The organism is Enterobacter cloacae complex sp. SYL001, from assembly GCF_049237025.1.
Lineage (GTDB): Bacteria > Pseudomonadota > Gammaproteobacteria > Enterobacterales > Enterobacteriaceae > Enterobacter > Enterobacter intestinihominis.
This window is the reverse complement of record NZ_JBMKJI010000004.1, coordinates 92,540-116,364: the sequence shown is the minus strand read 5'-3', so window position 1 is coordinate 116,364 and position 23,825 is coordinate 92,540. Positions and strand designations below refer to the sequence as shown.

General features: G+C 55.5%; 22 protein-coding genes. 16 read left to right on the top strand and 6 right to left on the bottom strand.

Annotated elements, in window-relative coordinates; all coding sequences use genetic code 11:
- The first annotated feature begins 9 nt into the window (after positions 1 to 9).
- The 11 genes from mutL (at position 10) to rlmB (ending at position 12,438) form a co-directional block, all read left to right on the top strand.
- Positions 10 to 1,854, top strand: a complete 1,845-nt coding sequence (gene mutL / locus ACOTZP_RS06685; protein ID WP_271075069.1) for a DNA mismatch repair endonuclease MutL — start codon at positions 10 to 12, stop codon at positions 1,852 to 1,854.
- Positions 1,847 to 2,797, top strand: a complete 951-nt coding sequence (gene miaA, locus ACOTZP_RS06680) for a tRNA (adenosine(37)-N6)-dimethylallyltransferase MiaA (RefSeq protein ID WP_023299133.1) — start codon at positions 1,847 to 1,849, stop codon at positions 2,795 to 2,797. The genes mutL and miaA overlap by 8 nt, the downstream gene beginning before the upstream one ends.
- 85 nt (positions 2,798 to 2,882) lie before the next feature.
- Positions 2,883 to 3,194 (top strand): RNA chaperone Hfq, encoded by a 312-nt coding sequence (gene hfq / locus ACOTZP_RS06675; RefSeq protein ID WP_006810391.1) that lies wholly within the window; start codon positions 2,883 to 2,885, stop codon positions 3,192 to 3,194.
- A 74-nt stretch (positions 3,195 to 3,268) separates the two neighbouring features.
- Positions 3,269 to 4,549 (top strand): ribosome rescue GTPase HflX, encoded by a 1,281-nt coding sequence (gene hflX / locus ACOTZP_RS06670; RefSeq protein WP_003855991.1) that lies wholly within the window; start codon positions 3,269 to 3,271, stop codon positions 4,547 to 4,549.
- A gap of 56 nt (positions 4,550 to 4,605) precedes the next feature.
- Positions 4,606 to 5,865 carry an FtsH protease activity modulator HflK gene (hflK, locus tag ACOTZP_RS06665; protein WP_022646820.1) on the top strand — a complete coding sequence of 420 codons (1,260 nt, stop codon included), beginning with the start codon at positions 4,606 to 4,608 and terminating at the stop codon, positions 5,863 to 5,865.
- Positions 5,866 to 5,867: 2 nt separating this feature from the next.
- Complete coding sequence (gene hflC, locus ACOTZP_RS06660; protein WP_022646821.1) at positions 5,868 to 6,872, top strand: protease modulator HflC; 1,005 nt, start codon at positions 5,868 to 5,870, stop codon at positions 6,870 to 6,872.
- A 71-nt stretch (positions 6,873 to 6,943) separates the two neighbouring features.
- A complete protein-coding gene (locus tag ACOTZP_RS06655) occupies positions 6,944 to 7,141 on the top strand; it encodes a DUF2065 domain-containing protein (protein WP_003855996.1) in 198 nt (65 codons plus the stop codon).
- 104 nt (positions 7,142 to 7,245) lie between these two features.
- Complete coding sequence (locus tag ACOTZP_RS06650; RefSeq protein WP_032621775.1) at positions 7,246 to 8,544, top strand: adenylosuccinate synthase; 1,299 nt, start codon at positions 7,246 to 7,248, stop codon at positions 8,542 to 8,544.
- 192 nt (positions 8,545 to 8,736) lie between these two features.
- The gene (gene nsrR, locus ACOTZP_RS06645; protein WP_003855998.1) at positions 8,737 to 9,162 is read left to right on the top strand and encodes a nitric oxide-sensing transcriptional repressor NsrR; all 426 of its coding nucleotides are present in this window, start codon (positions 8,737 to 8,739) and stop codon (positions 9,160 to 9,162) included.
- A gap of 38 nt (positions 9,163 to 9,200) precedes the next feature.
- Complete coding sequence (gene rnr, locus ACOTZP_RS06640; protein WP_023299135.1) at positions 9,201 to 11,642, top strand: ribonuclease R; 2,442 nt, start codon at positions 9,201 to 9,203, stop codon at positions 11,640 to 11,642.
- A 64-nt stretch (positions 11,643 to 11,706) separates the two neighbouring features.
- On the top strand, positions 11,707 to 12,438 hold the full coding sequence (gene rlmB, locus ACOTZP_RS06635; protein WP_003856001.1) for a 23S rRNA (guanosine(2251)-2'-O)-methyltransferase RlmB: 732 nt from the start codon (positions 11,707 to 11,709) through the stop codon (positions 12,436 to 12,438).
- A 91-nt stretch (positions 12,439 to 12,529) separates the two neighbouring features.
- Here rlmB and ACOTZP_RS06630 read toward each other — a convergent pair whose 3' ends face one another.
- Positions 12,530 to 13,804 (bottom strand): MFS transporter, encoded by a 1,275-nt coding sequence (locus tag ACOTZP_RS06630; protein ID WP_023299137.1) that lies wholly within the window; start codon positions 13,802 to 13,804, stop codon positions 12,530 to 12,532.
- Positions 13,805 to 13,999: 195 nt separating this feature from the next.
- Between ACOTZP_RS06630 and ACOTZP_RS06625 the strand changes: the two genes are divergently transcribed.
- Positions 14,000 to 15,622 carry an isovaleryl-CoA dehydrogenase gene (locus ACOTZP_RS06625; protein ID WP_271075066.1) on the top strand — a complete coding sequence of 541 codons (1,623 nt, stop codon included), beginning with the start codon at positions 14,000 to 14,002 and terminating at the stop codon, positions 15,620 to 15,622.
- Here ACOTZP_RS06625 and ACOTZP_RS06620 read toward each other — a convergent pair.
- From ACOTZP_RS06620 to bsmA, 3 genes are all read right to left on the bottom strand, one after another.
- Positions 15,619 to 17,550 carry a methyl-accepting chemotaxis protein gene (locus ACOTZP_RS06620; RefSeq protein WP_271075065.1) on the bottom strand — a complete coding sequence of 644 codons (1,932 nt, stop codon included), beginning with the start codon at positions 17,548 to 17,550 and terminating at the stop codon, positions 15,619 to 15,621. The two genes, ACOTZP_RS06625 and ACOTZP_RS06620, sit on opposite strands and share 4 nt — an antisense overlap.
- Before the next feature lie 170 nt (positions 17,551 to 17,720).
- Positions 17,721 to 17,996 (bottom strand): DUF1471 family protease activator YjfN, encoded by a 276-nt coding sequence (gene yjfN / locus ACOTZP_RS06615; protein ID WP_003856009.1) that lies wholly within the window; start codon positions 17,994 to 17,996, stop codon positions 17,721 to 17,723.
- A 148-nt stretch (positions 17,997 to 18,144) separates the two neighbouring features.
- The gene (bsmA, locus tag ACOTZP_RS06610) at positions 18,145 to 18,474 is read right to left on the bottom strand and encodes a biofilm peroxide resistance protein BsmA (RefSeq protein ID WP_003856011.1); all 330 of its coding nucleotides are present in this window, start codon (positions 18,472 to 18,474) and stop codon (positions 18,145 to 18,147) included.
- Between the two features lie 137 nt (positions 18,475 to 18,611).
- Between bsmA and yjfP the strand changes: the two genes are divergently transcribed.
- Complete coding sequence (gene yjfP, locus ACOTZP_RS06605) at positions 18,612 to 19,334, top strand: esterase (protein ID WP_271075064.1); 723 nt, start codon at positions 18,612 to 18,614, stop codon at positions 19,332 to 19,334.
- On the opposite strand, the gene ulaR is transcribed toward yjfP, so the two are convergent.
- Both ulaR and ulaG read right to left on the bottom strand, forming a co-directional pair.
- A complete protein-coding gene (gene ulaR, locus ACOTZP_RS06600) occupies positions 19,331 to 20,086 on the bottom strand; it encodes an HTH-type transcriptional regulator UlaR (RefSeq protein WP_003856014.1) in 756 nt (251 codons plus the stop codon). The two genes, yjfP and ulaR, sit on opposite strands and share 4 nt — an antisense overlap.
- A gap of 110 nt (positions 20,087 to 20,196) precedes the next feature.
- Positions 20,197 to 21,261 carry an L-ascorbate 6-phosphate lactonase gene (gene ulaG, locus ACOTZP_RS06595; protein ID WP_023299142.1) on the bottom strand — a complete coding sequence of 355 codons (1,065 nt, stop codon included), beginning with the start codon at positions 21,259 to 21,261 and terminating at the stop codon, positions 20,197 to 20,199.
- Positions 21,262 to 21,620: 359 nt separating this feature from the next.
- On the opposite strand from ulaG, the gene ulaA reads away from it, so the two are divergent.
- The 3 genes from ulaA to ulaC are packed head-to-tail and all read left to right on the top strand — an operon-like array spanning position 21,621 to position 23,816.
- On the top strand, positions 21,621 to 23,021 hold the full coding sequence (gene ulaA / locus ACOTZP_RS06590) for a PTS ascorbate transporter subunit IIC (RefSeq protein WP_063148808.1): 1,401 nt from the start codon (positions 21,621 to 21,623) through the stop codon (positions 23,019 to 23,021).
- A gap of 12 nt (positions 23,022 to 23,033) precedes the next feature.
- Positions 23,034 to 23,339, top strand: coding sequence for a PTS ascorbate transporter subunit IIB (ulaB, locus tag ACOTZP_RS06585; protein WP_003856022.1), 306 nt, complete (start codon positions 23,034 to 23,036; stop codon positions 23,337 to 23,339).
- Positions 23,340 to 23,348: 9 nt separating this feature from the next.
- Positions 23,349 to 23,816, top strand: a complete 468-nt coding sequence (gene ulaC / locus ACOTZP_RS06580) for a PTS ascorbate transporter subunit IIA (protein WP_003856024.1) — start codon at positions 23,349 to 23,351, stop codon at positions 23,814 to 23,816.
- Positions 23,817 to 23,825: the final 9 nt, after the last annotated feature.

The following is a 23,825-nucleotide window of genomic DNA, read 5'->3' as shown; positions in this document are numbered from 1 at the left end:
GGAGAGTTCATGCCGATTCAGGTTCTACCGCCGCAGCTCGCGAACCAAATCGCCGCCGGTGAGGTGGTGGAACGCCCTGCATCGGTGGTGAAAGAGCTGGTGGAAAACAGCCTCGATGCAGGGGCGACCCGCATTGATATCGATATTGAACGCGGGGGCGCAAAGCTTATCCGCATTCGTGATAACGGCTGTGGCATCAAAAAGGACGAGCTGGCGCTGGCGCTGGCGCGTCATGCCACCAGTAAAATTGCGTCACTTGACGATCTGGAAGCGATTATCAGCCTGGGTTTTCGCGGCGAAGCGCTGGCCAGTATCAGCTCCGTTTCCCGCTTAACGTTGACTTCCCGCACGGCCGACCAGCAGGAAGCCTGGCAGGCCTACGCCGAAGGGCGCGAGATGGACGTCACGGTTAAACCAGCTGCGCACCCGGTAGGCACCACGCTTGAAGTGCTGGATCTTTTCTATAACACGCCCGCCCGGCGCAAGTTTATGCGAACCGAGAAGACCGAATTCGGACATATCGACGAGATCATCCGCCGCATCGCGCTGGCACGCTTTGATGTCACTCTTAACCTCAGTCATAACGGTAAGGTGATGCGTCAGTACCGGGCAGTGGCGGAAGGCGGGCAAAAGGAGCGTCGGCTGGGCGCCATCTGCGGCACGCCGTTCCTGGAAAAAGCGCTGGCCATTGAGTGGCAGCATGGCGATTTGGCCCTGCGCGGCTGGGTTGCCGATCCGAACGCCAGTAGCGCCGCGTTTGCTGAGATTCAGTACTGCTACGTCAACGGTCGAATGATGCGCGACCGTCTGATTAACCACGCCATTCGCCAGGCCTGTGAAGATAAGCTCGGCGCCGATCAACAGCCCGCCTTTGTGCTTTATCTGGAGATCGACCCGCACCAGGTGGATGTGAACGTCCATCCCGCCAAGCACGAGGTGCGTTTCCACCAGTCGCGTCTGGTGCATGATTTTATCTATCAGGGCGTCGTTAGCATTTTGCAGAAGCAGGCTGAGCCAACGCTGCCGCTGGAAAACGACATTCCTGCACCGCGATCGCTGCCAGAAAATCGCGTGGCGGCCGGACGTAACCATTTCGCTGAACCCGCAGCCGCGCGCGAACCAGTGGCTCCGCGTTTTTCGTCAGCGGGAAGCGCACCGCGCCCGACGGGCGCCAACTACCCAAATGCCCAGCCGGGGTATCAAAAGCAGCAAGGGGCGTTGTACCGTAAATTGCTGGACACCCCAGCCGTGGAACGGAAAGAACATATTGAGATATCGCCGTCTTCCCTTGACGGACATAGCCAGAGTTTTGGCCGGGTATTGACGATTGTCGCCCCGGACATGGCACTGCTTGAACGCGAGGGGAAATTGATGCTGCTGGCGTTGCCGGTAGCGGAACGCTGGCTTAAACAGGCGCAACTGACGCCAGGGGAAAACGCCGCCTGTGCTCAGCCGTTACTGATCCCGGTTCGGTTGAAAATAAACCATGAAGAAACAGGGGTTTTGCAGCGTGCCCAGGCGCTTCTTGCCGAAATGGGGATTGAAATCGTACTGGACGCGCAGCATGTGACAATTCGCGCAGTGCCTTTACCCTTACGCCAACAAAATTTACAAAACTTGATTCCTGAACTGATAGGCTACCTGGCGCAACAAACGACGTTTGATGCCGCCGATACCGCGCAGTGGATCGCCCGCCATCTGGCCAGCGAACATTCGCCGTGGAGTATGGCGCAGGCGATTACCGTTCTGGCAGAGGTGGAACGCCTCTGTCCACAACTGGTGAAAGCGCCGCCAGGTGGTTTGTTACAACCTGTTGATTTAAAAACGGCGATGACCGCCCTGAAACATGACTGATGTAAGTAAGGCGAGCCTGCCAAAGGCGATTTTTTTAATGGGGCCAACGGCCTCCGGTAAAACGGCGTTAGCCATTGAGTTACGTAAAGTTTTGCCAGTAGAGTTGATTAGCGTTGATTCAGCCCTCATTTACCGAGGAATGGACATCGGCACGGCGAAGCCCAACGCAGACGAACTGCGTGCGGCACCGCACCGTTTACTGGATATTCTCGACCCGGCACAGGCTTACTCCGCAGCAGATTTTCGCCGCGACGCCTTAGCTGAGATGGCCGAGATTACCGCCGCGGGACGCATACCGCTGTTAGTTGGCGGCACTATGCTCTACTTTAAGGCGCTGCTGGAGGGGTTATCGCCTCTGCCATCGGCCGATCCGGAAGTGAGAGCGAAGATTGAGCGGCAGGCGGCAGAGCAGGGGTGGGACGTTTTGCACAGGCAACTGGAAGAGATTGACCCGGTTGCCGCAGCGCGGATCCACCCAAACGATCCGCAAAGGCTTTCCCGGGCACTGGAAGTTTTTTTCATTTCGGGTAAAACTTTAACGGAACTGACGCAAACGTCAGGAGACGCTCTGCCGTATCAGGTGCATCAGTTCGCCATCGCCCCGGCGAGCCGTGAACTGCTCCATCAACGAATTGAGCAGCGTTTTCATCAGATGTTGGCTTCAGATTTTGAAGCAGAAGTGCGGGCGCTTTTTGCCCGTGGAGATTTGCATACGGACATGCCTTCCATTCGTTGTGTGGGATACCGCCAGATGTGGTCGTATCTTGAAGGCGAGATTTCATACGATGAAATGGTTTATCGAGGTGTTTGCGCCACGAGACAGTTAGCGAAGCGCCAGATCACCTGGTTGCGCGGTTGGGAGGGGGTTCACTGGTTAGACAGTGAAAAACCACAACAGGCGTTAAACGAAGTGATTGAGGTTATTGGTGATATCGCTGACTGAATGTGTACAATTAAGCCGTATCGTGCGCAATTTTTCAGAATCGCAAGGTTCTAAGTACAAAACAAGCATATAAGGAAAAGATAGAATGGCTAAGGGGCAATCTTTACAAGATCCGTTCCTGAACGCATTGCGTCGGGAGCGTGTTCCAGTTTCTATTTATTTGGTGAATGGTATTAAGCTGCAAGGTCAGATTGAGTCTTTCGATCAGTTCGTGATCCTGTTGAAAAACACGGTCAGCCAGATGGTCTATAAGCACGCGATTTCTACTGTTGTTCCGTCCCGTCCGGTATCTCATCACAGCAATAACGCTGGCGGCGGCACTGGCAGTAACTACCATCATGGCAGCAACGCGCAGGGTTCATCTGCTCCTGCGCAGGACAGCGAAGAAACCGAATAAGGTTTTGGGCTGTTTTCCACACGGGGAGCCAGGGATCCTGCGTTCCCCGCTGATCTTTTTAGAGAGGTTTACGCTTGTTTGACCGTTATGACGCCGGTGAGCAGGCGGTGCTGGTACACATCTATTTTTCGCAAGACAAAGATATGGAAGACCTCCAGGAGTTTGAATCTCTGGTCTCTTCCGCCGGTGTCGAAGCAATGCAGGTGATTACCGGTAGCCGTAAAGCGCCGCACCCGAAGTACTTTGTTGGTGAAGGTAAAGCAGTTGAAATTGCGGATGCCGTAAAAGCAACCGGCGCATCAGTCGTGCTGTTTGATCATGCGCTGTCTCCGGCTCAGGAACGTAACCTGGAAGCTCTCTGCGAATGTCGTGTTATCGATCGCACGGGGTTGATCTTAGATATTTTTGCTCAGCGTGCGCGTACCCACGAGGGTAAGTTGCAGGTTGAGCTGGCGCAGTTGCGCCATCTGGCGACGCGTCTGGTGCGTGGCTGGACACACCTTGAAAGACAAAAAGGCGGGATTGGTTTACGTGGCCCGGGTGAAACCCAGCTCGAAACCGACCGTCGTTTGCTGCGTGGCCGTATAACCCAGATCCTTTCTCGTCTGGAGCGTGTCGAGAAACAGCGCGAACAGGGGCGTCGGGCGCGAACCAAAGCCGACATCCCAACGGTGTCGCTGGTGGGCTATACCAACGCCGGTAAATCCACCCTGTTTAACCAGATAACCGAGGCCCAGGTGTATGCCGCAGACCAGCTGTTTGCGACCCTGGACCCTACGCTGCGCCGTATTGACGTCGCAGACGTCGGTGAAACGGTACTGGCGGATACCGTAGGGTTTATCCGCCATCTGCCGCACGATCTGGTGGCGGCGTTTAAAGCGACGTTGCAGGAGACGCGTCAGGCGACCCTGCTGCTGCACGTGATTGATGCGGCTGACGTACGCGTGCAGGAGAACATCGACGCGGTGAATGTGGTGCTCGAAGAGATTGACGCCCACGAAATTCCCACTTTGTTGGTGATGAACAAGATCGATATGCTGGACGATTTCGAACCGCGTATTGACCGAGATGAAGAGAACAAACCAATTCGGGTCTGGCTATCTGCTCAGGCCGGGATTGGTGTGCCACTGCTTTTCCAGGCTTTGACAGAACGTCTTTCCGGTGAGGTAGCTCAGCACACGCTGCGACTGCCGCCACAGGAAGGCAGGCTGCGTAGCCGGTTTTATCAGCTTCAGGCGATAGAAAAAGAGTGGATGGAGGATGACGGCAGCGTGGGGATGCAGGTGCGTATGCCGATCGTTGACTGGCGTCGCCTCTGTAAACAAGAACCTGCGCTGGCGGACTATATCGTCTGATCAGAAAGGGGAAGCCTGAAAAATTCGCCCTTGCATAACAAATATGGAGCATATACATGGCGTGGAATCAGCCCGGTAATAACGGACAAGACCGCGACCCGTGGGGAAGCAGCAATAATCAAGGCGGCAACTCTGGGGGAAATGGCAACAAAGGTGGTCGCGAGCAGGGGCCGCCGGATCTGGATGATATCTTCCGCAAACTGAGCAAAAAGCTTGGTGGCCTTGGCGGAGGAAAAGGTTCTGGCTCGGGTGGCAACTCCACTCAGAGTCCGCGCCCGCCTATGGGTGGCCGCGTAGTAAGCATTGTGGCCGCGGCGGTAGTCATCATCTGGGCAGCCAGCGGGTTCTACACCATTAAAGAAGCAGAGCGCGGCGTGGTAACCCGTTTCGGTAAGTTCAGCCATCTGGTTGAGCCGGGCCTGAACTGGAAACCGACCTTCATTGATAACGTGACCGCAGTGAACGTGGAGTCCGTCCGTGAACTGGCGGCGTCTGGCGTGATGTTGACCTCTGACGAAAACGTGGTGCGCGTTGAGATGAACGTCCAGTACCGCGTGACCGATCCTGAGCGTTATCTGTTTAGCGTGACCAGCGCGGATGACAGCCTGCGTCAGGCGACCGACAGTGCCCTGCGTGGCGTGATCGGTAAATACACCATGGACCGTATCCTGACCGAAGGTCGTACCGTTATTCGTAGCGATACCCAGCGCGAGCTGGAAGAGACCATCCGTCCGTACAACATGGGTATCACCCTGCTGGATGTCAACTTCCAGGCTGCACGTCCGCCGGAAGAGGTGAAAGCGGCGTTTGACGATGCGATTGCCGCGCGTGAAAACGAACAGCAGTACATCCGTGAAGCGGAAGCGTACACCAACGAAGTTCAGCCGCGTGCAAACGGTCAGGCGCAGCGTATTCTGGAAGAAGCGCGCGCGTATAAGACCCAGACCATCCTGGAAGCACAGGGTGAAGTGGCTCGCTTCGCGAAGATCCTGCCGGAATATAAAGCCGCGCCGGAAATTACCCGTGAGCGTCTCTATATCGAGACCATGGAAAAAGTGCTGAGCCATACGCGTAAAGTGCTGGTTAACGACAACAAAGGCGGAAACCTGATGGTCCTGCCGCTGGATCAGATGCTTAAAGGCGGTTCTGCACCGGCAGCAAAAGACAACAGCGGAGCCAACAACCTGCTGCGTCTGCCGCCAGCCTCGTCTGGTAGCTCCAGCGCGAACACAACGCCTTCTTCGAACGATGGTGACATTATGGACCAACGCCGTGCTAACGCGCAGCGTAACGACTACCAGCGTCAGGGGGAATAAGGATGCGTAAGTCAGTTATTGCGATCATCATCATCGCACTGGTCGTGCTCTACACCTCCATCTTTGTGGTGAAAGAGGGCGAACGTGGGATCAAGTTCCAGTTTAGCAGCGTCGTGCGTGACGGCGACAAGCGTCCGGTGATCTACGAGCCGGGTCTGCACTTCAAGGTGCCTTTCATTCAGTCAGTCAAAACGCTCGACGCACGTATCCAGACCATGGATAACCAGGCCGACCGTTTCGTGACTAAAGAGAAGAAAGACCTGATCGTTGATTCCTACATCAAATGGCGTATCAGCGACTTCAGCCGCTACTTCCTGGCAACCGGCGGTGGTGACGTTTCTCAGGCAGAAGTGCTGCTGAAACGTAAGTTCTCTGACCGTCTGCGTTCTGAAATTGGTCGTCTAGATGTAAAAGACATCGTGACCGACTCCCGAGGTCGTCTGACCCTGGAAGTGCGTGATGCGTTGAACTCAGGTACAGCGGGTACCGAAGACGAAGTGGAAACACCGGCAGCGGATGACGCGATTGCCAAAGCGGCTGAACGCGTTCAGGCTGAAACCAACGGTAAAGTACCGGTGATCAACCCGAACAGTATGGCTGCACTGGGTATCGAAGTGGTTGACGTGCGTATCAAGCAGATCAACCTGCCAGCGGAGGTGTCCGAGGCGATCTACAACCGTATGCGCGCCGAGCGTGAAGCGGTAGCCCGTCGTCACCGTTCACAGGGTCAGGAAGAGGCCGAGAAACTGCGTGCCGCAGCGGACTACGAAGTGACCAAGACGCTGGCGGAATCTGAGCGTCAGGGCCGTATCCTGCGTGGTGAAGGCGATGCCGAAGCCGCGAAGCTGTTTGCCGATGCCTTCAGCCAGGATCCCGACTTCTACGCCTTTATCCGTAGCCTGCGTGCTTACGAGAATAGCTTCCAGAGCAACCAGGATGTGATGGTACTCAGCCCGGACAGCGATTTCTTCCGTTATATGAAGACGCCGACTAACGCAACGCGATAAACTCAGGCTCGTTTGAGTATTCAAACCACCGCTCTTCACGGAGCGGTGGTTTTCTTTTATAAGGATGAAAAATGAATTCAACGATCTGGCTCGCACTGGCTTTGGTTTTGGTGCTGGAAGGCCTCGGCCCGATGCTCTATCCACGCGCATGGCGACGGATGATCGCGACAATGAGCCAACTTCCGGACAATATTTTGCGTCGTTTTGGTGGTGGACTTGTGGTTGCCGGTATCGTTATCTACTACATGTTGAGGAAAACGATTGGCTGATCAAAAACTAACCGCAATCGGCATATTTTAGGGTCAAAAAGTGCTGTATATCTGAAAAAGCGATGGTAGAATCCATTTTTAAGCAAACGGTGATTTTGAAAAAAATGGGTAACAACGTCGTCGTACTGGGCACCCAATGGGGTGACGAAGGTAAAGGGAAGATTGTCGATCTTCTGACTGAACGGGCTAAATATGTTGTACGCTACCAGGGCGGTCACAACGCAGGCCATACTCTCGTAATCAACGGTGAAAAAACCGTCCTCCATCTTATTCCATCAGGCATTCTTCGCGAAAACGTCACTAGCATCATCGGTAACGGCGTTGTGCTGTCTCCAGCTGCGCTGATGAAAGAGATGAAAGGTCTGGAAGACCGTGGTATCCCTGTTCGTGAGCGTCTGCTGCTCTCCGAAGCCTGCCCGCTGATCCTGGACTATCATGTGGCGCTGGACGTGGCGCGTGAAAAAGCGCGTGGCGCGAAAGCGATCGGCACTACCGGTCGTGGCATCGGCCCGGCATACGAAGATAAAGTGGCTCGTCGCGGTCTGCGTGTGGGCGACCTCTTCGACAAAGCGACCTTCGCTGAAAAACTGAAAGAAGTGATGGAATATCACAACTTCCAGCTGGTGAATTTCTATAAAGCCGAAGCCGTTGACTACCAGAAAGTGCTGGATGACGTCATGGCGATTGCTGACATTCTGACCGGCATGGTTGTTGATGTGTCCGATCTGCTGGACCAGGCGCGCAAGCGTGGCGATTTCGTCATGTTTGAAGGTGCGCAGGGTACCCTGCTGGACATCGACCACGGTACCTATCCGTATGTAACGTCCTCTAACACCACCGCGGGTGGCGTGGCAACCGGCTCCGGCCTGGGCCCACGTTATGTGGATTACGTTCTGGGCATCATCAAAGCGTACTCCACTCGCGTGGGTGCAGGTCCATTCCCGACCGAGCTGTTTGATGAAACCGGCGAGTTCCTCTGCAAGCAGGGTAACGAGTTTGGCGCAACCACCGGTCGTCGTCGTCGTACTGGCTGGCTGGACGCCGTTGCCGTGCGTCGTGCTGTGCAGATCAACTCCCTGTCTGGCTTCTGCCTGACCAAGCTGGACGTACTGGACGGCCTGAAAGAAGTGAAAATCTGCGTGGGCTACCGTCTGCCAGATGGTCGCGAAGTGACTACCACTCCGCTGGCCGCTGACGACTGGGAGGGCATTGAGCCAATCTACGAAACCATGCCGGGCTGGTCTGAGACCACCTTCGGTGTGAAAGAACGTAGTGGCCTGCCAAAAGCTGCGCTGGACTACATTAAGCGTATTGAAGAACTGACCGAAGTGCCGATCGATATTATTTCTACCGGCCCGGATCGTACTGAAACGATGATCCTGCGCGACCCGTTCGACGCATAATCTTCGTGACTGCTGGCCTGCGGGGAAACCCGTAGGCCGGATAAGCGCAGCGCCATCCGGCGACCGCTCCTGGATCTCCGCTTTTTCGCCCCGTCTGTCAAATAAATTAGCCGCTAACTATCTGGCTGGTTTATCATCATTAATGAATATCTCTGCGGTTTGACCGCGTTTTCCCTTTTTCCTGAGGTTGATGTGCAGTTAACAAGTTTCACCGATTACGGCTTACGCGCGCTGATTTACATGGCGTCGTTACCCGATGGGAAGATGACCAGCATCTCTGAAGTCACAGAGGTGTACGGTGTGTCCCGTAATCATATGGTCAAAATAATCAATCAACTTAGTCGTGCCGGATACGTTGCTGCCGTCCGCGGGAAGAATGGAGGGATCCGTCTCGGTAAACCGGCACAGAGTATCCGTATCGGCGATGTGGTACGTGAACTGGAGCCGCTATCTCTGGTGAACTGTAGCAGTGCGTTTTGCCACATTACGCCCGCTTGCCGCCTGAAACAGGCGCTTTCAAAGGCCGTGCAAAGTTTTCTCAAGGAACTGGATAACTACACGCTGGCCGATTTGGTTGAAGAGAATCAACCGCTTTATAAATTATTGCTGGTGGAATGAAGAAAATTTCCACCGGAGCTGACAACGGAGGAACCGACATGTCACAAGATCCTTTCCAGGAACGCGAAGCCGAAAAATACGCGAATCCTATCCCCAGCCGCGAGTTCATCATTGAACACTTAACAAAACGCGAAAAACCCGCCAATCGTGAAGAACTTGCCGTTGAATTAAACATTGAGGGTGAAGAGCAAATTGAAGCCCTTCGCCGCCGCCTGCGCGCCATGGAGCGCGACGGCCAGCTGGTCTTTACTCGTCGCCAGTGCTACGCGCTGCCAGAACGCCTCGATCTGCTGAAAGGCACCGTTATTGGTCATCGCGATGGCTTCGGCTTCCTGCGCGTGGAAGGCCGTAAAGACGACCTGTACCTCTCATCCGAACAGATGAAGATGTGTATTCACGGCGACCAGATCCTGGCGCAGCCGCTGGGTGCAGATCGTAAAGGCCGCCGCGAAGCGCGCGTGGTCCGCGTGCTGGTGCCGAAAACCAGCCAGATTGTAGGCCGTTACTTTACCGATGCGGGCGTAGGCTTTGTGGTGCCGGACGACAGCCGTCTGAGCTTCGACATTCTCATCCCGCCTGAAGAGGTGATGGGCGCACGCATGGGCTTTGTGGTAGTGGTTGAACTTACCCAGCGCCCGACCCGCCGTACCAAAGCGGTAGGTAAAATCGTCGAAGTGCTGGGCGATAACATGGGCACCGGCATGGCCGTTGATATGGCGCTGCGCACCCATGAAATTCCTTACGTCTGGCCGAAAGCGGTTGAAGACCAGATCGAAAACCTGCGTGAAGAAGTGCCGGAAGAGTCCAAAGCAGGCCGCGTGGATCTGCGCGATCTGCCGCTGGTCACCATTGATGGTGAAGACGCCCGCGACTTCGATGATGCCGTGTACTGTGAGAAAAAACGCGGTGGTGGCTGGCGTCTGTGGGTGGCTATCGCGGATGTGAGTTATTACGTACGTCCACACACGCCGCTGGATAACGAAGCGCGCAGCCGCGGTACGTCGGTCTACTTCCCGTCGCAGGTTGTACCGATGCTGCCAGAAGTGCTCTCGAACGGCCTGTGTTCCCTCAACCCGCAGGTGGACCGCCTGTGTATGGTCTGCGAAATGACCATCTCCAGCAAGGGACGTCTGACGGGCTATAAGTTCTACGAAGCGGTGATGAGTTCTCATGCGCGCCTGACCTATACCAAGGTCTGGCATATGTTGCAGGGCGATCAGGATCTTCGCGAACAGTACGCGCCGCTGGTCAAACACATCGAAGAGCTGCACAACCTCTACAAAACGCTGGATCAGGCGCGCGAAGAGCGCGGTGGGATTTCGTTTGAGAGTGAAGAGGCGAAATTCATCTTTAACGCTGAGCGTCGTATCGAGCGAATCGAGCAGACTCAGCGTAACGATGCGCACAAGCTGATTGAAGAGTGTATGATCCTGGCGAACATCTCGGCGGCACGTTTCGTTGAGAAAGCCAAAGAGCCTGCTCTGTTCCGTATTCACGATAAGCCAACCACGGAAGCCGTAACCTCGTTCCGTTCCGTGCTGGCCGAACTCGGCCTGGAACTGCCTGGCGGCAATAAGCCTGAGCCACGCGATTATGCCGAGCTGCTGGAATCCATCAGCGATCGTCCTGACGCGGAAATGCTGCAAACCATGCTGCTGCGTTCCATGAAGCAGGCGATTTACGATCCGGAAAACCGGGGCCACTTTGGTCTGGCGTTACAGTCGTATGCGCACTTTACCTCGCCGATTCGCCGTTATCCGGATCTGTCCCTGCACCGTGCGATCAAGTATCTGCTGGCGCACGAGCAGGGTCACAAAGGCAATACGACCGAAACCGGTGGGTATCACTACTCCATGGAAGAGATGCTGCAACTGGGCCAGCACTGTTCCATGACCGAGCGTCGTGCGGATGAAGCAACGCGCGACGTGGCGGACTGGCTGAAGTGTGACTTTATGCTGGATCAGGTGGGTAACGTCTTTAAAGGTGTGATTGCCAGCGTCACCGGCTTTGGCTTCTTCGTACGTCTGGATGAGCTGTTTATCGACGGTCTGGTGCACGTTTCCAGCCTTGATAACGATTACTACCGCTTCGACCAGGTCGGACAACGTCTGATCGGTGAATCCGGCGGTCAGACCTACCGTCTGGGCGATCGGGTGGAAGTGAAGGTTGAAGCCGTGAATATGGACGACCGTAAAATCGACTTCAGCCTCATCTCCAGCGAACGGGCTCCGCGTAACGTCGGGAAAACCGAGCGTGAGAAAGCGAAAAAAGGCGGCAACGGTAAAGCGGGCGGCAAGCGACGTCAGGCAGGTAAAAGAGTAAACTTTGAGCCAGACAGCGCCTTCCGTGGCGAGAAGCAGCAGAAGCCCAAGGCGGCGAAAAAAGACGCTCGTAAAGCGAAAAAACCGTCGACCAAGACCCAAAAAATAGCGGCCGCAACCAAAGCGAAGCGCGCGGCGAAGAAACAGCAGGCGGAGTAATTTCCCCTCACCCTGACCCTCTCCCCAACGGGGAGAGGGAAAATATTTATTACGAGAACCATCAATGAGTGAAATGATTTACGGCATCCACGCGGTGCAGGCCCTGCTGGAGCGCGCGCCGGAGCGTTTTCAGGAAGTTTTTATTCTGAAAGGGCGTGAAGACAAACGTCTGATGCCGCTGATCCACGCGCTGGAAGCGCAGGGCGTCGTGATCCAGCTGGCGAACCGTCAGTATCTGGATGAGAAAAGCGAAGGTGCTGTACACCAGGGCATTATCGCGCGCGTGAAGCCGGGCCGTCAGTATCAGGAGAACGATCTGCCGGATCTGATCGCTGAGCTGGATAACCCGTTCTTCCTGATCCTCGATGGCGTAACCGACCCGCACAACCTGGGCGCGTGCCTGCGTAGCGCCGATGCAGCAGGCGTGCATGCGGTAATTGTGCCAAGAGATCGTTCCGCGCAGCTTAACGCTACCGCTAAAAAAGTGGCCTGCGGCGCGGCGGAAAACGTTCCGCTGATCCGTGTGACTAACCTGGCGCGCACCATGCGTCTGTTGCAGGAAGAAAATATCTGGATCGTAGGAACAGCCGGTGAAGCGGATCACACCCTGTACCAGAGCAAAATGACTGGCCGTATGGCGCTGGTGATGGGAGCGGAAGGCGAAGGTATGCGTCGTCTGACGCGCGAGCACTGCGATGAGCTGATCAGCATCCCGATGGCGGGCAGCGTATCGTCTCTGAACGTTTCAGTTGCGACGGGTATCTGCCTGTTTGAAGCGGTGCGTCAGCGCGGGTAGCCTGTTGTGCCGGGTGGCGGCTTCGCCTTACCCGGCCTACAAAAGCATGGTACCGTAGGCCCGGTAAGCGCAGCGCCACCGGGCAACAATCTCACTCCTCTAACGACCGCAAATGGTCATCCTTTCTCAGCGTCATCAGCGCGAAAATACTCACCACCGCCGTTGCCATCACGTAGTACGCCGGAATATCCAGATTGCCCGTCTCTTTAATCAGCCCGGTAATGATCAGCCCCGCACAGCCCGAGAAGATCGCATTCGACAGAGAATAGGCCAGCCCCAGCCCGGTATAACGCACGCGCGTCGGGAACATCTCAGACAGCATAGCCGGCCCCGGCCCTGCCAGCATCCCAACCAAACCCCCCGCAATCAACACCACAATCGCTTTGACAGCCAACGTGCTGGACTCCGCCTGCAAAATTTTCAGCAGCGGCAGGGCGAGGATCAGCAGGAGCACGGTGGCGATAATCATCACCGTCCGCCGCCCGATCCTGTCGCTCAGTATGCCCGACGGAATGATCGTGAGCGCAAACCCAATGTTAGAAATCACCGCAATCAGCAGCGCCTGGTTAAAACCGGTGTGCAGCGCAGATTGCAGATAGGTCGGCATAATCACCAGATAGGTATAACCCGCCGCAGACCAGACCATCACGCGACCAATGCCCATCAGAATGGTTTTGAACGTGGCGGCGGTGCTGGCCTGAGTAACAACCGGTTTTTCCCGTTGCTGCACAAAGCTCGGTGTCTCTTCCATGCTTACCCGCAACCATAGCGCGACCGCACCCATCGGCAACGCCAGGAAGAACGGAATGCGCCAGCCCCAGTCGTGCAAGGCTTCAGGGGAGAGAAGGGCAGAGAGCAACGCGACAATGCCTGCGCCTGCTAACAGCCCGAGCGCCACGGTGAAGGACTGCCATGCCCCGTAAAGACCGCGCTTGCCGCGCGGGGCGAACTCGGTCATCAACGAGACCGCGCCGCCATACTCACCGCCCGCGAACAGTCCTTGCAGAATACGCAGAAGTGTAACGATCAGCGGCGCGGCAATCCCGATACTGGCGTAGACCGGCACAATACCGATGGCAGCGGTGGCGAGCGTCATCAATACCAGCACTATAATCAGCGTCGGTTTACGGCCAATCCTGTCGCCAATGCGGCCAAAGACCACCGCACCCAGCGGACGGAAGAAGAAAGCGATGGCGAACGAGGCCCAGGTGAGGATCAGGCTGGTGAGCTCCGCTTCCCCCTCAAGCTGGAAGAAGTTTCTGGCAATCACCGTTGCCAGAAAACCATAGACCGCAAATTCATACCACTCGATGAAATTACCGATGGAGCCTGCAATTAATGCACGCTTGTGCGCATCCTGTTGCATAACGATCCTCACAAAAACGGGGTAAGAATAAATTATTCAGCATTAGTGAAGTAATGAAATAGTTTATTCTTATGTTCTGTGAGCTATTTCACGAATGATATCAACACGATCGTCATCGTGTGACCCCCCTCCCATGCAGCGTGCATGCCCTCTGTCCATACTTACCTTTATTGCCAATGAAAGGAGGGAGACAGCATGCACTGGCAGACACATACCGTTTTTAATCAACCTGCACCGCTATCGAACAGCAACCTTTTTCTCTCTGATTGCGCCCTGCGCGATGCGGTAGCGCGCGAAGGGGCTGAGTGGGATGTGGATCTTCTTGCCAGCATCGGCCAGCAGTTGGGTACGGCAGAGTCGCTGGAGCTGGGCAGACTGGCGAACGTTAATCCGCCGGAGCTGCTGCGTTATGACGCCACGGGAGCGAGGCTGGATGACGTCCGCTTTCATCCGGCATGGCATCTTCTGATGCAGGGGCTTTGCGCCAACCGGGTGCACAACCTGGCGTGGGAGGAGGAGGCGCGGAAAGGATCGTTCGTCGCCAGGGCCGCGCGTTTCGTACTTCATGCTCAGGTGGAGGCGGGAACGCTTTGCCCGGTGACCATGACCTTTGCGGCCACGCCGCTGTTGCAACGGTCGCTGCCCAAACCGTTTCATGAGTGGTTAACGCCGCTGATGAGCGATCGCTACGACCCCCATCTCGCGCCGGGGGCGCAAAAGCGCGGCCTGCTGATCGGCATGGGGATGACGGAAAAGCAGGGCGGTTCGGACGTACTCAGTAATACTACCAAAGCAGAGAAATGCAGCGATGGCAGTTACCGGCTGGTGGGGCACAAATGGTTTTTCTCCGTGCCGCAGAGCGATGCGCATCTGGTGCTGGCGCAGGCGAAGGGCGGGTTGTCCTGCTTTTTTGTCCCGCGTTTCTTACCCGACGGGCAACGTAATGCCGTGCGCCTTGAGCGTCTGAAGGACAAGCTCGGCAACCGCTCAAATGCCAGCAGTGAGGCTGAATTTCTTGATGCTTCCGGCTGGCTGCTGGGCGAAGAGGGGGAAGGCGTCCGGCAAATTCTGAAGATGGGCGGGCTGACGCGCTTTGACTGCGCGCTGGGCAGTCACGGACTGATGCGCCGTGCGCTCTCGGTGGCGCTTTATCATGCCCATCAGCGGCAGACCTTCGGCAAAAATCTGATCGACCAGCCGTTAATGCGCGACGTGCTAAGCCGTATGGCGCTGGTGCTGGAGGGACACACGGCACTGCTGTTCCGACTCGCACGGGCGTGGGACAACCGCAACGACCCGCAGGAAGCCGCATGGGCGCGGCTTTTCACTCCGGCGGCAAAATACAGCGTCTGCAAAGCGGGTATACCGTTTGTGGCAGAGGCAATGGAGGTGCTGGGCGGTGCAGGCTATTGCGAAGAGAGTGAGCTTCCGCGGTTGTACCGTGAAATGCCCGTCAACAGCATCTGGGAAGGCTCTGGCAATATTATGTGCCTGGATGTACTGCGCGTGCTGGCGAAGCAGCCGGGCATTCTCGACCTGCTCGCCGATGATTTCGCGCAGGTCAAAGGTCAGGACAGGCACTTCGATCGCAGCTGGCGTCAGCTACAGGAGAAGCTGCGGAAACCGCAGGAAGCGCAGGGCAGGGAGATCGCGCAGCAGCTCTTTTTACTCGGGGCCGGAAGTCAAATGCTGCGGCACGCATCGCCGCCCGTGGCGCAGGCGTGGTGCCGCATGATGCTGGATACCCGGGGCGGCACGCTGATGAGCGAGCAGGTGCAAAACGACCTGCTGCTGCGCGCCACGGGCCGGGTCGGTTAAGCCTTCAGCTGGAACAGGCTCACCAGCCGGGTGAGATGTGAACCCTTCTCGCGCAGCGTCTGTGCCGTCTGCTCGCTGCGTGAGATGCGATCGGCATTGATGTGCGATGCCTCACCGATGTGCGTCATCGCCAGATTCACCTGGCCAATTCCCGCCGACTGCTCGCGGGAGGCGTGGTTGATCTCGGTGACAAGCTGGCTGATGTTATCGATATGAACAATGATGGCATCCATCGCCAGACGCGTCTGCTCAGACAACGCATGGCCTTCGCTCACCTTGTTCAGCGTGTCGCCAATCAGCTGTTCAATCTCTTTTACGGCGTTGGCGCTGCGTGCGGCCAGGGCGCGTACCTCTTGTGCCACCACTGCGAAACCTTTCCCGTGCTCGCCCGCCCGCGCCGCTTCAACCGCCGCATTGAGCGCCAGGATATTGGTCTGGAAAGCGATGGACTCAATCACGCGGGTGATGTCTTCAATGCGTTTCGATGCATCGCGAATATCATCCATGGTGGAGACTGCGTGGGTCACCGTCTCTCCACCCTGATGCACCGCGCGCGAGGTTTCACCCACCAGCTGCTGCGTTTGCTCCATGTTGGCGGCATTTTGCTGCACGGTGGCGGCTAATTGCTCCATGCTGGCGGAGGTCTCCTCAACGCTGCTGGCCTGCTTGTTGATCTGTTCAGATATCTCGCCGGTGTCTGAAGCCAGCGCGTTAGTTCCCAGATGGATCTCGCTTGCGGCCTCGCGGACCTGCAACACAATTTTTTGCAGGCCTTCCCCGATCCCGTTGATGGCGTCAATCAGCTGGCCGACTTCATCCTGGCGGGTAACCGGCAGGCTGGCGCGCAGATCGCCTGCGGCATACTGCCGGGCAAGCGCGATCACCTCGCGCAGTGGGCGGGTTAGCATCCGGCGAATGAGGATAACGAACAGGCCCGCGAAGAGAGCGGATAGCACCACGCCCGCCATCAGGAAGCGATCGCGCAGTGTGGTGACGCTTGAAAGCAGTACGGCTTTATCCACTTCACCCACGATGGTCCAGTTCCAGCCCGGCAGCGGCGTGTAGGCAACTTTGAGCGTACGGCCATCCGCGCTCAAGCGTTCCAGCGTGCCGGCTTTATCACTCAGAAGCTGCTGCTGTGTCGCCGTGTCCCAGTTAGGCAGTTTGCCCTCTTCGCTGGCATGGAACAGATACTGTCCGCGCGTTTTGCCGCTACTGCGATCCAGTACAAAGAAGTGACCGCTCTCGCCCAGACGACGGTTAAGGATTTTCTCGCGCATGACGTTCCACGAATGGGTGATGTCCACGCCGACAAAGATAATCCCGATAACCTGGCCTTCCGCATTCTTAACAGGCTGGTACTGCGTGATATAGCGCTTGCCGAACAGCAGCGCGAGGCCACGATAGACCTCCCCTTTAGTGACGGCGGCAAATGCCGGGCTGGTGGTATCAAGAACGGTTCCGATGGCGCGGTCGCCATTCTCTTTGCGCAGCGACGTCGCCACGCGGACAAAATCGTTACCGTTGCGGACAAACAGCGTCGAGATGGCTCCCGTTCGGCTCAGGAAGTCATCAGAAAGCGTATTGTTTTCATGCAGCTCCGTTTCGCCGCCTTTCAGCAAAGGAACGGTAAGCCCGTTTATGGTCCGGCTCTGGCTGCTGTCGCTGTTCAATGGCTGTGGCAAAAAGGTGGTGAACAGACGGGTATAGCTTTCAACCTCTTCGCTCAGGCTGGTGTTGAACATCTCTACCATATCCACCATGCCGGTGGACTGGTTATGCAGGTCTTCAACCGCAAGATCTTCAAGCTGCTGGCTGGCGTTGTGGCTCAACAGGAAAGTGAACAGCAAAAAAAGCGTAGCGACACTTACACCTGTTAGCAGCGATAGCTTCGTGCCCAGTCCTGCCCGGCGGAAAAAGGTGATCATATATTGCTCATTATTGAAAAGTGATGGCTGTTCAACGGCAGAGCGGAGAGAACGTTTATCTGTTTAATGTAACTGAATGTTACGCATTTGTTTTTATTGAGTTTCGGGAGAGATAAAAAATTTGCAAAAGTGAAAAGCCACTAAAATTAAGTGGCTTTTATCGGAGGGGATTATGCATAAAGAATGGCCTGCACACGCCAGTGATTAACATGGTGATCTTCCTGCATCTGGACGATGCGATACCAGGATGCGCCCTGTTCATCGGCCTTCAGGGCGACGACACGTTCAACGTCTTGCGGACTCCCCGTGATATTATTGACGGAGATCTGACCAATCTCATTCAGGCCCGTGACGCAATCCGCGCTGGCAAATTCAGCCGACTGCGCCGTGGTGCTCAGCAGGCCCGCTGAAAGCAATAGCGTCGTTAAAGCAAGGGTTCGTTTCATCGTCAGCTCCTTTTCACGTGTCTCCGGTATCCGCCGGGCAATCCTTCGCGAATAAACTCATTTCCATTGTTGCTGGCATGGAGTTTATTGTGGACAGGAAAATGTCTACGGACGCAAAGCAGTGTAAAGGTCGTTCAAATGATGATGCTCACTTACGGTACAAAATGCCTTGTGCATACCACTGTCCCGTAATAATGGTTTCATCAATCATCGTGATGACGTAATAATCTGCTTTTGCGGCAACGGCCTGTGCTTCAATTGCGTCTTCTGCATCATCCGGTGAACCGCGAACCATCGCGGATACGGTTCCCAGGCGTTGTAATCCTTCCGTCTGATTACGACGAATCTCCTGAGGATGATCGGTAACCGGCGGTGCCGGTTCTGGAGTACCCTGCAATACGGAACATCCGCTGAGCAGTGAGACCAGCAATAAAGCGGTAAGCCTGCGCATAAACCTGTCTCTTTTCCTGATAGCCATAGTGTAGTGGTCTGCGAATTTAGTTTTGGGGGAATGTTCCCGAAGTGTTATCTGGGACGTAGATTTCGAATGAAAATATCGTGAAACCGTAATCCAGCTCTCAACATTATGAATCATTCATCAGCACAGGATCGACAATGATTGAAATTGAAACTCGCCTGCTTAGTGAGCATGAAATCATCCATGCTTTTCCGGCTGGTAAAGGTGAACAGCCGCTGCCGACGGTAGTTTTCTATCATGGCTTTCTCTCCTCAAAGCTGGTCTACAGCTATTTTGCCGTCGCGCTGGCGCAGGCCGGTTTCCGGGTGGTCATGCCTGATGCGCCGAATCATGGGGCACGCTTTACGGGCGATGAACAGGCGCGGCTGGGGCTGTTCTGGCAAACGCTGCACGGCAATCTGACCGAGTTCGCCGGGCTGCGTGACGCGCTTTTACAGGCCGGGCTGGTGGAGGGGAAACGGCTGGCGGTCGCCGGCGCATCAATGGGCGGAATGACGGCGCTGGGGCTCATGGCCAGGCATTCGGAGGTGACGTCCGTGGCTTGCCTGATGGGATCGGGCTACTTTATGTCACTGGCAAAGACGCTGTTCCCGCCGCAGGCACCTCAGGAGATTGAAGCCCTGTTGTCTGAATGGGACGTCAGCCATGCGCTTTCGCAGCTGGCCGATCGTCCCCTGCTGCTGTGGCATGGGGATGCCGACGATGTCGTACCGCCCGGTGAAACGTTCCGTCTGCAACAGGCGCTACAGCGTGAAGGGCTGGACAGCAATCTGACCTGCCTATGGGGTGCCGGTGTCCGGCACCGTATTACTCCGGCTGCGCTGGAAGCCACCGTGGAGTTTTTCCGTCAGCACCTTTAAACGCGCAGCACCGTGACACCCTGATCCTCGAGCTTGCTGAGGATCTCGGGGTTGGCGTTTTTGCCGGTGATCACCATGCTGATTTGCTCGGCGCGGCTGAAAAGCATGCCGGCGCGTTCACCGACCTTGCTGCTGTCGACCAGCACCACCAGTTTACCCACCACGTTGAGCATGTTCTGCTCTGCCATTGCGGTGAGCATATCGGTTTTATACAGGCCATCCGCCGTCAGGCCTTTGCCGCTGGTAAACATCCAGTGCCCGGCGTAGAGGCTGTTTTCACTGTCCTGCGGGCTCAGGGTTATGGACTGGCTCTTGTTATACTGGCCCCCCATGATCACCACGCTTTCATGTTCCTGGTCAATGAGATAGTTGGCCAGCGGCAGATAGTTGGTAATGATTTGCACCGGCTTGCCGCACATCTCTCGGCCCAGTAAAAACGCTGTCGAGCCGCAGTTAATCACCACGCTTTCCCCGGGATTCACCAGCTGTGATGCCGCTCTGGCAATCCGCACCTTTTCATCGTGATTCTGCGCCTGGTGAATATTCATCGGCGTCCAGCGTGGACGCTGCTGGCTGATGGCCTCTGCGCCGTTGCGGACTTTTTTCAGCTTGCCGCTTTCATCCAGCTTGTTAATGTCCCGCCGCGCGGTAGCAGGGGAGATCCCTAAACGTTCGATCACTTTCTCGACGGTGATAAACCCTGTTTGCGCCAGGAGTTCCAGTAAAATTTGATGCCGTTGCGCTTCCGTCATGAGCTATTCCGAAAAGAATTGATTTGAAAAGATGATATTTGAAATAGCATGAAATTACTAAATTAAATATGACATCGCCAGACACAGTGTCTGGCGATTGGGCTGCACAATCAGAGGAAGGACTTGAACGGCAGGTCTGGCTCAATGGTGAAGCAATCATCAAAACCACGCGGGTAGTGGTACTCGAGATTGTCTTTATCCAGCGGCCAGGTGAACTTGCCGCCAACCTGCCAGATGAACGGCTTGAAACCATACTTGAGTCGGTCTTTTTTCATCTCCCACAGGACGCGGATCTCTTGCGGATCGGCCTGGAAGTTTGACCAGATATCGTGGTGGAAGGGGATCACCACTTTGGTGTTCAGCGCTTCGGCCATGCGCAGCATGTCCGCGCTGGTCATTTTGTCGGTAATCCCGCGCGGGTTTTCACCGTAAGAGCCAAGCGCCACGTCAATCTGGTGCTCGTTACCGTGCTTCGCGTAGTAGTTGGAGTAGTGAGAGTCACCGCTGTGATACAGGGAACCGCCAGGCGTTTTGAACAGGTAGTTCACTGCGCGCTCGTCCATCCCGTCTGGCAGTACGCCTGCGGCTTTCTGGTCGGCAGGCAGGGTGATCAGCGCGGTGCGATCAAAGGCATCCAGCGCGTGAATTTCAACGTCTTTGATTTTCACCACGTCGCCCGGCTTCATCACAATGCAGCGCTCTTTTGGCACGCCCCAGCCAATCCACAAATCCACGCAGGTCTGCGGCCCGATAAAGGGTACGTCGTCCGCGCAGTTTTGCATTACCGCTGCCGCCACGTTCACGTCGATATGATCGTTGTGATCGTGGGTAGAGAGAACGGCGTCGATCTGGCGAATGGCGAAAGGATCAAGCACAAAAGGCGTGGTGCGCAGGTTCGGCTGGAGCTTTTCAACGCCGGCCATACGCTGCATCTGGTGGCCTTTTTTCATCAGTGGATTGCCGTGGCTCTGTTTGCCGGTGCCGCACCAGAAATCGACACAAATGTTGGCGCCGCCTTCTGATTTCAGCCAGATCCCGGTGCATCCAAGCCACCACATCGCAAATGTGCCAGGAGCAACCTGTTCCTGCTCGATCTCTTCGTTCAGCCAGCTACCCCACTCCGGAAAGGTACTCAAAATCCATGATTCACGGGTGATGGTTTTCACTTTACTCATCGTTTGACTCCTGGTATTAATCAAAAGTAATCATACTGTGACTTGTTGTGATTAATGCTGGCACTGTTTGAATCGATTTGCAATGGCTGATTTGCGGAAAATTCCCCTCGCCACATCACAGAAAATACACCTCGTCGTTGTTAAGATAACCGCTACATATAATTAATATATTGAAAATTAAGAATTTATTTATCTTTCTGGATCGGTAGTGAAAATCATTACTAACTCCATGGAAATAAATTGCGTGATCCGTCACAAATAATCAAATGCAATCTTGTGGTGATTATTTGTGATTAATAGAGTGATGACACCAACCACACAGGGATTGCCCCTCGTGTTCTCATTTTCTGGAGAGAGTTATGGAGATCCTCTACAACGTCTTTACCGTTTTCTTTAATCAGGTAATGACCAACGCCCCGCTGTTGCTGGGTATCGTGACGTGCCTGGGGTACATCCTGCTGCGCAAAAGCGTCAGCGTGATTATCAAAGGCACCATCAAAACCATCATTGGTTTTATGCTGTTGCAGGCGGGGTCTGGCATTCTGACCAGCACGTTTAAGCCGGTCGTTGCCAAAATGTCTGAGGTATATGGCATTAACGGCGCCATCTCTGACACTTACGCGTCCATGATGGCCACCATCGATCGCATGGGGGATGCGTACAGCTGGGTTGGGTATGCGGTACTGCTCGCGCTGGCGCTGAACATCATTTACGTGCTCCTGCGCCGCATCACCGGTATTCGCACCATCATGCTCACCGGGCACATCATGTTCCAGCAGGCGGGGCTGATTGCCGTTTCTCTCTATATCTTCGGCTACCCAATGTGGACCACGGTCATCTGCACGGCAGTGCTGGTCTCGCTTTACTGGGGCATCACCTCCAACATGATGTATAAGCCAACGCAGGACGTTACTGACGGCTGCGGCTTCTCCATCGGTCACCAACAGCAGTTCGCCTCCTGGATTGCGTACAAAGTTGCACCGTACCTGGGTAAAAAAGAGGAGAGTGTTGAAGACCTCAAATTGCCTGGCTGGTTGAATATCTTCCACGACAACATCGTCTCCACGGCGATTGTGATGACCCTTTTCTTCGGTGCCATCCTGCTTTCCTTTGGCATTGACGTGGTGCAGGCGATGGCGGGTAAAACCCACTGGACGGTCTATATCCTGCAAACCGGTTTCTCCTTTGCCGTGGCCATTTTCATCATCACTCAGGGCGTGCGTATGTTCGTCGCCGAGCTGTCGGAAGCGTTCAACGGTATCTCTCAGCGCCTGATCCCTGGCGCGGTGCTGGCGATTGACTGTGCGGCTATCTATAGCTTTGCGCCAAACGCCGTCGTCTGGGGCTTTATGTGGGGCACCATCGGCCAGCTGATTGCGGTCGGCATCCTGGTGGGCTGTGGCTCCTCAATCCTGATTATTCCTGGCTTTATCCCGATGTTCTTCTCCAACGCCACTATCGGCGTGTTTGCTAACCACTTCGGCGGATGGCGCGCCGCGCTCAAGATCTGCCTGGTGATGGGCATGGTTGAAATCTTCGGGTGCGTGTGGGCGGTCAAGCTCACCGGCATGAGCGCCTGGATGGGCATGGCGGACTGGTCAATTCTGGCGCCGCCGATGATGCAGGGCTTTGCGTCCGTCGGGCTAGTCTTTATGGCCGTCATCATCCTGATTGCACTGATTTATATGTTCTTCGCTGGCCGTTCGCTGCGAGCTGAAGAAGATGCGGAAAAACAAACAGCAGAAGTTTCTGCTCACTAAGGAGTTTCGATTATGACCGTACGTATCCTGGCTGTGTGTGGCAATGGGCAAGGAAGCTCCATGATCATGAAAATGAAAGTGGACCAGTTTTTAACCCAGTCAAACATTGACCACACGGTGAACAGCTGCGCAGTGGGTGAATACAAAAGTGAACTGAACGGCGCGGACATCATCATCGCTTCAACGCACATTGCCGGCGAGATTAGCGTGTCGGGCAACAAATACGTGGTAGGCGTGCGCAACATGCTGTCGCCTGCGGATTTTGGGCCAAAACTGCTGGAAGTGATCAAAGAGCACTTCCCACAAGACGTGAAGTAAGGATGCCACATGAAACTACGTGATTCGCTGGCTGAGAATAACTCCATCCTTTTACAGGCCGAAGCCAGTACCTGGCAGGAAGCGGTGAAGCTGAGCGTGGACCTGCTGGTTAAGGCGGACGTTGTCGAGCCGCGTTATTACCAGGCCATCCTGGATGGCGTGGCGCAGCACGGCCCCTATTTTGTGATTGCCCCGGGGCTGGCAATGCCGCATGGCCGCCCGGAAGAGGGTGTCAAGAAAACCGGTTTTGCGCTGGTGACGCTGAAAACCCCGTTGGTGTTCAACCACGAAGATAACGACCCGGTCGACATTCTGATCACCATGGCAGCTGTCGATGCCAACACCCACCAGGAGGTGGGCATCATGCAGATCGTTAACCTGTTTGATGACGAAGCTAATTTTGACCGTTTACGTGCCTGCCGTACCGCGCAGGACGTGCTGGATTTAATTGATAACGCCACTGCGGCGGCCGTTTAAGAGGAATTG

Bases quoted from the DNA above. Each gene is read 5' to 3' on its own strand.
- mutL (WP_271075069.1), top strand. From the start codon at position 10: ATGCCGATTCAGGTTCTACCGCCGCAGCTCGCGAACCAAATCGCCGCC.
- miaA (WP_023299133.1), top strand. From the start codon at position 1,847: ATGACTGATGTAAGTAAGGCGAGCCTGCCAAAGGCGATTTTTTTAATG.
- hfq (WP_006810391.1), top strand. From the start codon at position 2,883: ATGGCTAAGGGGCAATCTTTACAAGATCCGTTCCTGAACGCATTGCGT.
- hflK (WP_022646820.1), top strand. From the start codon at position 4,606: ATGGCGTGGAATCAGCCCGGTAATAACGGACAAGACCGCGACCCGTGG.
- hflC (WP_022646821.1), top strand. From the start codon at position 5,868: ATGCGTAAGTCAGTTATTGCGATCATCATCATCGCACTGGTCGTGCTC.
- ACOTZP_RS06655 (WP_003855996.1), top strand. From the start codon at position 6,944: ATGAATTCAACGATCTGGCTCGCACTGGCTTTGGTTTTGGTGCTGGAA.
- ACOTZP_RS06650 (WP_032621775.1), top strand. From the start codon at position 7,246: ATGGGTAACAACGTCGTCGTACTGGGCACCCAATGGGGTGACGAAGGT.
- rnr (WP_023299135.1), top strand. From the start codon at position 9,201: ATGTCACAAGATCCTTTCCAGGAACGCGAAGCCGAAAAATACGCGAAT.
- rlmB (WP_003856001.1), top strand. From the start codon at position 11,707: ATGAGTGAAATGATTTACGGCATCCACGCGGTGCAGGCCCTGCTGGAG.
- ACOTZP_RS06630 (WP_023299137.1), bottom strand. From the start codon at position 13,804: ATGCAACAGGATGCGCACAAGCGTGCATTAATTGCAGGCTCCATCGGT.
- ACOTZP_RS06625 (WP_271075066.1), top strand. From the start codon at position 14,000: ATGCACTGGCAGACACATACCGTTTTTAATCAACCTGCACCGCTATCG.
- ACOTZP_RS06620 (WP_271075065.1), bottom strand. From the start codon at position 17,550: ATGATCACCTTTTTCCGCCGGGCAGGACTGGGCACGAAGCTATCGCTG.
- yjfN (WP_003856009.1), bottom strand. From the start codon at position 17,996: ATGAAACGAACCCTTGCTTTAACGACGCTATTGCTTTCAGCGGGCCTG.
- bsmA (WP_003856011.1), bottom strand. From the start codon at position 18,474: ATGGCTATCAGGAAAAGAGACAGGTTTATGCGCAGGCTTACCGCTTTA.
- yjfP (WP_271075064.1), top strand. From the start codon at position 18,612: ATGATTGAAATTGAAACTCGCCTGCTTAGTGAGCATGAAATCATCCAT.
- ulaR (WP_003856014.1), bottom strand. From the start codon at position 20,086: ATGACGGAAGCGCAACGGCATCAAATTTTACTGGAACTCCTGGCGCAA.
- ulaG (WP_023299142.1), bottom strand. From the start codon at position 21,261: ATGAGTAAAGTGAAAACCATCACCCGTGAATCATGGATTTTGAGTACC.
- ulaA (WP_063148808.1), top strand. From the start codon at position 21,621: ATGGAGATCCTCTACAACGTCTTTACCGTTTTCTTTAATCAGGTAATG.
- ulaB (WP_003856022.1), top strand. From the start codon at position 23,034: ATGACCGTACGTATCCTGGCTGTGTGTGGCAATGGGCAAGGAAGCTCC.
- ulaC (WP_003856024.1), top strand. From the start codon at position 23,349: ATGAAACTACGTGATTCGCTGGCTGAGAATAACTCCATCCTTTTACAG.